The organism is Streptomyces sp. NPDC004658, from assembly GCF_040609555.1.
Lineage (GTDB): Bacteria > Actinomycetota > Actinomycetes > Streptomycetales > Streptomycetaceae > Streptomyces.
Genome location: NZ_JBEXKG010000090.1, coordinates 23,483 through 31,313 on the forward strand (window position 1 = coordinate 23,483; position 7,831 = coordinate 31,313).

General features: G+C 71.4%; 5 protein-coding genes. All 5 read right to left on the bottom strand.

Annotation, left to right across the window (positions count from 1 at the left end; translation table 11 throughout):
* Positions 1 to 31: 31 nt before the first annotated feature.
* Genes murD through ABZV94_RS26445 form a run of 5 tightly spaced genes read right to left on the bottom strand, consistent with a single transcriptional unit; the run spans position 32 to position 7,621 of the window.
* Positions 32 to 1,474, bottom strand: coding sequence for a UDP-N-acetylmuramoyl-L-alanine--D-glutamate ligase (gene murD, locus ABZV94_RS26425; RefSeq protein ID WP_356344404.1), 1,443 nt, complete (start codon positions 1,472 to 1,474; stop codon positions 32 to 34).
* Positions 1,456 to 2,526 carry a phospho-N-acetylmuramoyl-pentapeptide-transferase gene (mraY, locus tag ABZV94_RS26430; protein ID WP_030347870.1) on the bottom strand — a complete coding sequence of 357 codons (1,071 nt, stop codon included), beginning with the start codon at positions 2,524 to 2,526 and terminating at the stop codon, positions 1,456 to 1,458. Before mraY ends, murD begins: the two co-directional genes overlap by 19 nt.
* The gene (gene murF / locus ABZV94_RS26435) at positions 2,526 to 3,941 is read right to left on the bottom strand and encodes a UDP-N-acetylmuramoyl-tripeptide--D-alanyl-D-alanine ligase (protein WP_356344406.1); all 1,416 of its coding nucleotides are present in this window, start codon (positions 3,939 to 3,941) and stop codon (positions 2,526 to 2,528) included. The genes mraY and murF overlap by 1 nt, the downstream gene beginning before the upstream one ends.
* A 28-nt stretch (positions 3,942 to 3,969) precedes the next feature.
* Entirely contained in the window at positions 3,970 to 5,625 is a 1,656-nt protein-coding gene (locus tag ABZV94_RS26440) for a UDP-N-acetylmuramoyl-L-alanyl-D-glutamate--2,6-diaminopimelate ligase (RefSeq protein ID WP_356344409.1), read from the bottom strand.
* Between the two features lie 31 nt (positions 5,626 to 5,656).
* On the bottom strand, positions 5,657 to 7,621 hold the full coding sequence (locus tag ABZV94_RS26445; RefSeq protein ID WP_356344411.1) for a penicillin-binding protein 2: 1,965 nt from the start codon (positions 7,619 to 7,621) through the stop codon (positions 5,657 to 5,659).
* Positions 7,622 to 7,831: the final 210 nt, after the last annotated feature.

The following is a 7,831-nucleotide window of genomic DNA, read 5'->3' on the forward strand; positions in this document are numbered from 1 at the left end:
CTCCCAAGATCCGCCCGGCAGGCGGCCGGGGTCAGGCGCCGAGTTCGCGGACCGCCGCCGCGAACGCGTCGCCGCGCTGGTTGTAGTTGGTGAACATGTCCATGGAGGCGCAGGCCGGGGCCAGCAGCACCGTGTCGCCGGGCTGAGCCAGCCGCTTCGCTTCCGTCACCGCCTGGAGCATCGCCCCAGTGTCGGTCCGGTCGAGGTCGACCACGGGTACTTCCGGCGCGTGTCGCGCGAGGGCGTCCCGGATCAGGGCACGATCGGCGCCGATCAGGACGGCACCGCGAAGTCGCTTCGCCGACCTGGCGACCAGCTCGTCGAAGGTCGCGCCCTTCGCCAGACCGCCCGCGATCCATACGATCGGTTCATATGACGCCAACGACGCTTCCGCGGCGTGGGTGTTGGTCGCCTTGGAGTCGTCCACGTACGCGACCCCGTCGATGTCGGCGACGTGCGCGATGCGGTGGGCGTCCGGACGGAAGGCCCGCAGACCGTCCCGCACGGCGCTCGCCGGCACCCCGAAGGCGCGCGCGAGGGCCGCGGCGGCAAGGGCGTTGGCGATGTTGTGCGGCGCGGGCGGGTCGACGTCGGAGACCTCCGCCAGCTCCTGCGCGTTGTGCTGCCGGTTCTCCACGAAGGCCCGGTCGACCAGGATGCCGTCCACGACGCCGAGTTGGGAGGGCCCGGGTGTGCCGAGCGTGAACCCGACGGCGCGGCAGCCCTCTTCGACGTCGGCCTCGCGCACGAGGTCCTCGGTGGCCTTGTCGGCGACGTTGTAGACGCAGGCGACCTTGTTGCCCTCGTAGATGCGGCCCTTGTCGCGCGCGTACGCCTCCATGGAGCCGTGCCAGTCCAGGTGGTCCGGCGCCAGGTTGAGCACCACCGCCGAGTGCGCCCGCAGGGAGGGCGCCCAGTGGAGCTGGTAGCTGGACAGCTCCACGGCGAGGACGTCATAGCGCTCCTCGCCGAGGACCGCGTCCAGCAGGGAGACGCCGATGTTGCCCACGGCGGCCGTGCGCAGCCCCGCCGCCTTCAGGATGGAGGCGAGCATCTGGACCGTCGTGGTCTTGCCGTTGGTGCCCGTCACGGCCAGCCAGGGGGCCGCGTCGGGGCCGCGCAGCCGCCAGGCCAGCTCCACGTCGCCCCACACCGGCACACCGGCCTTCTCCGCAGCGAGGAAGAGCGGCTTGTCGGGCTTCCAGCCGGGGGCGGTGACGATCAGCTCGGTGCCCTCCGGCAGGGTCTCGCCGTCGCCGAGGCGCACGGTGATGCCGAGCGCCTCCAGCTCCGCGGCCTGCTCCCGCGCGCGTGCGTCGTCGCCGTCGTTGACGACCGTGACGACCGCCCCGCGCGCGTGCAGCACTTTCGCCGCCGGGACGCCGGAGACGCCGAGGCCGGCGACGGTGACGTGCTTGCCCTGGAAGTCGGAAGGCCCAGAAGGCACCGAGGAGGTCACTTGTCCGCTGCCCATCCCGCGTAGAAGAGGCCCAGTCCGACGATCACACAGATGCCCTGGATGATCCAGAATCGGACCACCACCAGGACCTCGGACCAGCCCTTGAGTTCGAAGTGGTGCTGGAGCGGTGCCATCCGGAAGACGCGCTTTCCGGTGAGCCGGAAGGAGCCGACCTGGATGACGACCGACATGGTGATGAGGACGAACAGGCCGCCCATGATGGCCACCAGCAGCTCCGTGCGGGAGAGGATGGCCAGGCCGGTGAGGACACCGCCGAGGGCGAGCGAACCGGTGTCGCCCATGAAGATCTTCGCCGGTGAGGTGTTCCACCACAGGAAGCCGAGGCAGGCACCCATCAGCGCGGAGGCGACGACCGCGAGGTCGAGCGGGTCGCGCACCTCGTAGCAGGCGCCCGGGTTGGTCAGGGTGCCCGCGTTGGCGCAGGACTCCTGGAACTGCCAGACGCCGATGAAGGTGTAGGCGCCGAAGACGAGGACGGAGGCGCCGGTGGCCAGACCGTCCAGGCCGTCGGTGAGGTTCACGCCGTTCGACATCGCGAGGATCATGAACAGCGCCCAGACGACGAACAGCACCGGGCCGATGGACCAGCCGAAGTCGGTGATGAACGACAGCTTGGTGGAGGCGGGGGTGTTGCCGCGGGCGTCGGAGAACTGCAGCGACAGCACGGCGAAAGCGATGCCGACGATCAGCTGCCCGGCCATCTTCGCCTTGGCCCGCAGACCCAGCGAGCGCCGCTTGACGATCTTGATGTAGTCGTCGAGGAAGCCGACCAGGCCCATGCCGAACATCAGGCCGAGGACCAGCAGCCCGGAGTAGGTGGGCGGGTAACCCGTGATGAGCTTGCTCAGGAAGTACGCGGCGATCGTCGCCAGGATGAAGGCGATGCCGCCCATGGTCGGCGTCCCGCGCTTGCTGGCGTGCTCGCGCGGGCCGTCGTCACGGATGTACTGGCCGTAGCCCTTGCGGGCGAGAAGCTTGATCAGCAGCGGGGTGCCGACCAGCGTCAGGAAGAGGCCAATGACTCCTGAGAACAGGATCTGCTTCATCATCGGGCGGCAACCTCACCCTCGGCACCGGTCTCGGCGAGCGCCTGGGCGACGCTCTCCAGACCCACCGAACGGGACGCCTTCACGAGCACGACGTCCCCCGGGCGCAACTCGCTGCGCAACAGGTCGATCGCCGCCTGTGCGTCGGACACGTGCACCGACTCCTCACCCCACGAACCCTCGTTATATGCGCCCAATTGCAGCCAGGAGGCCTCAATCCCCCCGACGGCGACGAGCTTGCTGACGTTGAGCCGGACGGCGAGCCGTCCGACGGCGTCGTGCTCGGCGAGCGCCTCGTCCCCCAGCTCGGCCATCTTGCCGAGCACCGCCCACGTGCGACGCCCCTTGCCCATGGCCGCGAGCGCCCTGAGGGCGGCCCGCATGGACTCGGGGTTGGCGTTGTAGGCGTCGTTGACGATGGTCACGCCGTCCGGGCGCTCGGTGACCTCCATGCGCCAACGGGAGAGGGAGCCCGCCTCGGAGAGCGCGGTGGCGATCTCTTCCGCGGACATGCCCAGCTCATGGGCGACGGCGGCCGCGGCGAGCGCGTTCGACACGTGGTGCTCACCGTACAGGCGCATCGTCAGATCACTTGCACCGGAGGGTGTGTGAAGCCTGAAGGAGGGCTGTCCGCTGTCCGTGAGTCGTACGTTCTCGGCGCGTACGTCCGCTTCGGCCGACTCTCCGAAAAGGACCACCTTCGCCTTGGTACGGGAGGCCATGGCGCGTACCAGCGGGTCGTCGGCGTTGAGGATCGCCACGCCGCCCTCCTCCGCCGCAGGAAGGGCCTCCACGAGTTCGCCCTTGGCCTGGGCGATCTGCTCGCGTCCGCCGAACTCGCCGATGTGGGCGCTGCCGACGTTGAGCACCAGGCCGATCCTCGGCGGGGTGAGGCCGGTGAGGTAGCGGATGTGCCCGATGCCCCGGGCGCCCATCTCCAGCACCAGGAACCGTGTCTCCTCGGTGGCGGACAGGGCGGTCAGCGGCAGCCCGATCTCGTTGTTGAGCGAGCCGGGCGTGAACACCGTCGGCGCCTTGCGCTGGAGCACCTGGGCGATGAGGTCCTTGGTGCTGGTCTTGCCGGCCGAGCCGGTCAGGGCGACGAGGGTCGCGCCGAGCCGGCGTACGACGTGGCGGGCGAGGGCGCCGAGGGCCGTCTGGACGTCCTCGACGACGATCGCGGGGACGCCGACCGGGCGGGAGGCCAGCACGGCCACCGCGCCGGCCTCGATCACCTGCGGTGCGTAGTCGTGGCCGTCCACGCGCTCGCCGACGAAGGCGGCGAACAGGCTGCCGGGCACCACCTCGCGGGAGTCCCGGACGACCGGTCCCGTGACCTGCACGGACGGATCCGGTATGTCGTGCGTCTGCCCGCCGACGACTGCTGCGATCTCGGCGAGGGAGAGGGCGATCACAAGTTCATCCCCTGGGTCTTCTGGATTTTCATCCCTGGGTCTTCTGGATGGCTTCGCGGAGCACCTGGCGGTCGTCGAAGGGACGGACCACGCCGGCGATGTCCTGGCCCTGCTCGTGGCCCTTGCCCGCGACCAGCACGGTGTCGCCGGCCTGGGCGCGGCCCACGGCGGCGGCGACGGCGGCGGCACGGTCCTCGAAGAGGAGCACCTCGCCGCGCTCGTGCGCGGGCACGGAGGCCGCGCCCTGGAGCATGGTCGCGAGGATGGCGAGGGGGTCCTCGGAGCGGGGGTTGTCGGAGGTCAGTACGGCCGTGTCGGCGAGCCGGGCCACGGCGGCGCCCATCGGGGCGCGCTTGGTCTGGTCGCGGTCGCCGCCGCAGCCGAGGACGACGTGCAGCCGCCCCTTGGTGACCTTGCGCAGCGCCTTGAGCACCGACTCCACGGCGTCGGTCTTGTGGGCGTAGTCGACCACCGCGAGGTAGGGCTGCCCGGCGTCGACGCGCTCCAGGCGGCCCGGGACGCCCGGGACGGCGGCGATGCCGTCGGCGGCGGTCTGCGGGTCCAGGCCGGCCGCGGCGAGGGCGACGACGGCGGCGAGGGTGTTCGCCACGTTGAAGGGGCCCGGCAGCGGTGACTTGGCGTGCACACGCTCGCCGTTCGGGCCGAGGACGGTGAACGTCGAGTCCATCGGGCCGACCTGGACGTCCTGGGCGCGCCAGTCGGCGTCGGGGTGGCCCTCGGCGGAGAAGGTGACGACCGGCACGGTCGCCTCCTTCGCGAGCCGGCGGCCGTACTCGTCGTCGGCGTTGACCACGCCGAGTTTGCTGCGTTCCGGCGTGAACAGCTGTGCCTTGGCCCGGAAGTAGTCCTCCATGCCGGAGTGGAACTCCATGTGTTCCGGGCTGAGGTTGGTGAAGACCGCGATGTCGAAGACGCAGCCGTCGACCCGGCCGAGGACCAGGGCGTGGCTGGAGACCTCCATGGCGACCGCCTCGACGCCCTCTTCGCGCATGACGGCGAACAGGGCCTGGAGATCGGTGGCTTCGGGGGTGGTGCGCTCGGACTTGATGCGCTCGTCGCCGATGCGGATCTCGACGGTGCCGATGAGGCCGGTCGAACGGGCGGTCTTCAGGCCGCCTTCCACCAGGTAGGCGGTGGTGGTCTTGCCGGAGGTGCCGGTGATGCCGATCTGGAGCAGGTCGCGGCCCGGGTGGCGGTAGATCGTGGCCGCCAGCTCGCCCATCCGCCCGCGCGGGTCCTCGACCACCAGGACGGGCAGCCCGGACGCGGCGGCGCGCTCGGCGCCCGTGGGGTCGGTGAGCACGGCGACGGCGCCCAGGCTCGCGGCCTGGGTGACGAAGTCGGCGCCGTGCAGCCGGGCGCCGGGGAGGGCGGCGTACAGGTCACCGGGGCGGACAGCGCGCGAGTCGTGGGTGATCCCCGTGACCTCGGCGGCGGCTTCCGGCGCGGTGGTACCCAGCTGGCCGGCGAGCTCCGCGAGGGGTGTGGCGGGGAGCGTCGTCGGCCGGGGCAGCCCCGGATATGTCACGGGTTGGCCCTTCTGGGTGTTGTGGGACTGATCAGCGTGTGGCACGGCGGTGAGCGTACCGGGCGCACCCGCTCCGGAGCGAAGTGAGGGCCTGTGGGCGCCTTGGTTCCCGGGGTCCGGGGTGATCGTTGTCACGTGCTGGTTCCTGGTGTTTCCGAGGTGCTGATCAGGGCTTGTAGTCGACGGGCAGGTTGGCGGCCTTCGCGCCGGTCGGCGGGATCTGGAGGGTCTTCAGGGCGAACTCCATGACCTGCTTGTAGATGGGGGCGCAGATCTGGCCGCCGAAGTAGCTGCCCGAGGTGGCGTTCTGGATGGCGCAGTAGACGGTGATCCGCGGCTTGTCGGCGGGGGCGAAGCCGGCGAAGGACGACGTGTAGCCGCGGTAGCGGCCGGTGGCCGGATCCACGCGGTTGGCCGTGCCGGTCTTGCCCGCCACCCGGTACCCCGGGATGCGGGCCTTGATGCCCGTGCCCTGCCCGTCGTCGACGACGGACTCCAGCATCTGCGCGAGGCTCTTGGCGGTCTTCTCGCTGACCACCCGTGTCTGCTCGGGCTTCGGCGCCGGCGTGAAGCGCCCGTCGGCGCCCTTGGTGCCGCGCACCAGGGTCGGCTGGACGCGCACGCCGCCGTTGGCGATGGTCGAGTACACGGAGGCCGCCTGCATCGCGTTGATGGAGAAGCCCTGGCCGAAAGGGATCGTGTACTGCTGCGAGGTGGACCACTTCTGCGGCGGCGCGAGGATGCCGGCGGTCTCGCCGGGGAAGCCGAGACCGCTGGGGCTGCCGATGCCGAACTTGCGCAGGTAGGAGTAGAGGACCTTGTTGGCCTCGGGCTGGGTCCTGGCGAGTTCGCCGGTGGCCAGGATGGTGCCGATGTTGCTGGACTTGGCGAGCACGCCGTTGAGGGTCAGGTACCAGGTGGCGTGGTCGATGTCGTCCTGGAAGAGCCGGTCGCCGCGGTGCAGCCGGTTGGGTACGACGACGTGGGTGAGCGGGGTCGCGACGTTCCGCTCCAGCACGGCCGCCATGGACATCACCTTGGCCGTGGAGCCGGGCTCGTAGGCGTCCTGCACGGCCGCGTTGCCCATGGCGTCGCCGTCGGCCTTCGACAGGTCGTTGGGGTCGAAGCCGGGAGAGTTGGCCATGGCCAGGATCTGACCGGTGCGGGTGTCCTGGACGACGACGTACCCCCGGTCCGCCTTGGACTTCCTCACCTGCTCGCTGATCGCGTTCTGCGCGGCCCACTGGATGTCGCGGTCGATGGTCAGCTCGACGTCGGAGCCGGGTACGGCGGGCGTCTCGGTGGACCCGGCCGTCGGCACCTGGCGCCCGCCGGCCTGGGCGTAGCGGACCTTGCCGTCCTTCCCGGACAGCTGCTTGTTCAGCTTCTGCTCGATGCCGCCGCCGCCCTGGCCGTCGGCGTTGACCCAGCCCAGTATCCCGGCGGCCAGGTCGCCGTTGGGGTACACGCGCTGGCTGCTGGGGTCCGCGAAGACACCGGCCAGGACGTTGACGGTGGTGTGGTCCGTCTCGGACTTGCTGGTGAGCGCGGTCTTCAGGTCCTTGATCTGCTTCCAGACCTGCGGGGTCTGCCGGGTGGCGAGCCGGGTGTAGCGGGAGTTCTTGTTGGCGGGGCGCAGCTTCCTGACGAGCGTGGCCTGGTCCTGGCCGAGGATCGGGGCGAGCAGCGCCGCGGCCCGCTCCGGGCCGTCGGGGATCTTCAGCTGCGCGCGGGTGAACATCGTCGGGTCGGCCGTGATGTCGTACGCGTCCTCGCTGACGGCGAGGGCGACGCCGTTGCGGTCGGTGATCTCGCCTCGTTCGGCGGCCAGCGTGTGCACCACGTACCGGTTCTGCTCGGCCCGCGCCGTGTAGGAGCTGGCGTCGACGGCCTGGACCTGGAGCAGACGCACCACGAAGGCGAGCAGCACCAGGGTCAGGGCGAGGCTGACCAGGCGCAGCCGGGGCCGGGGGCTGCCGAGCCGGAGGGGGCGCGACACCGGGGGCCGGGCCCCGCCGGACCGGCAGACCGGCCGGGCACCGGGCCCGGGCTGCCGCCGGACGGCACCCCGCGGCCGGGGAGGCTTGGCGGGCCCGGGCACACGGCGGCGCGGCGGTTCCCTGTCGGACACTTCCGTCACCTGCCGGGGGTCGGGGTGGGGAGGGGCTGGAGGGTGGCGGGCGGCGCCGGGGGCGCGGCTGCCGGGTCGCTCGGGGCCCGGGGCGCCACGGTGGGGGTCGGGGCGAGGGGCGGGCGAACACCCCGGCGACTCCGGTGTGTCCGTCGGCGGTGTGGGACGTACCGAACACCGACAGGGTGTTGGCGCCGCCCGCCTTGCCGA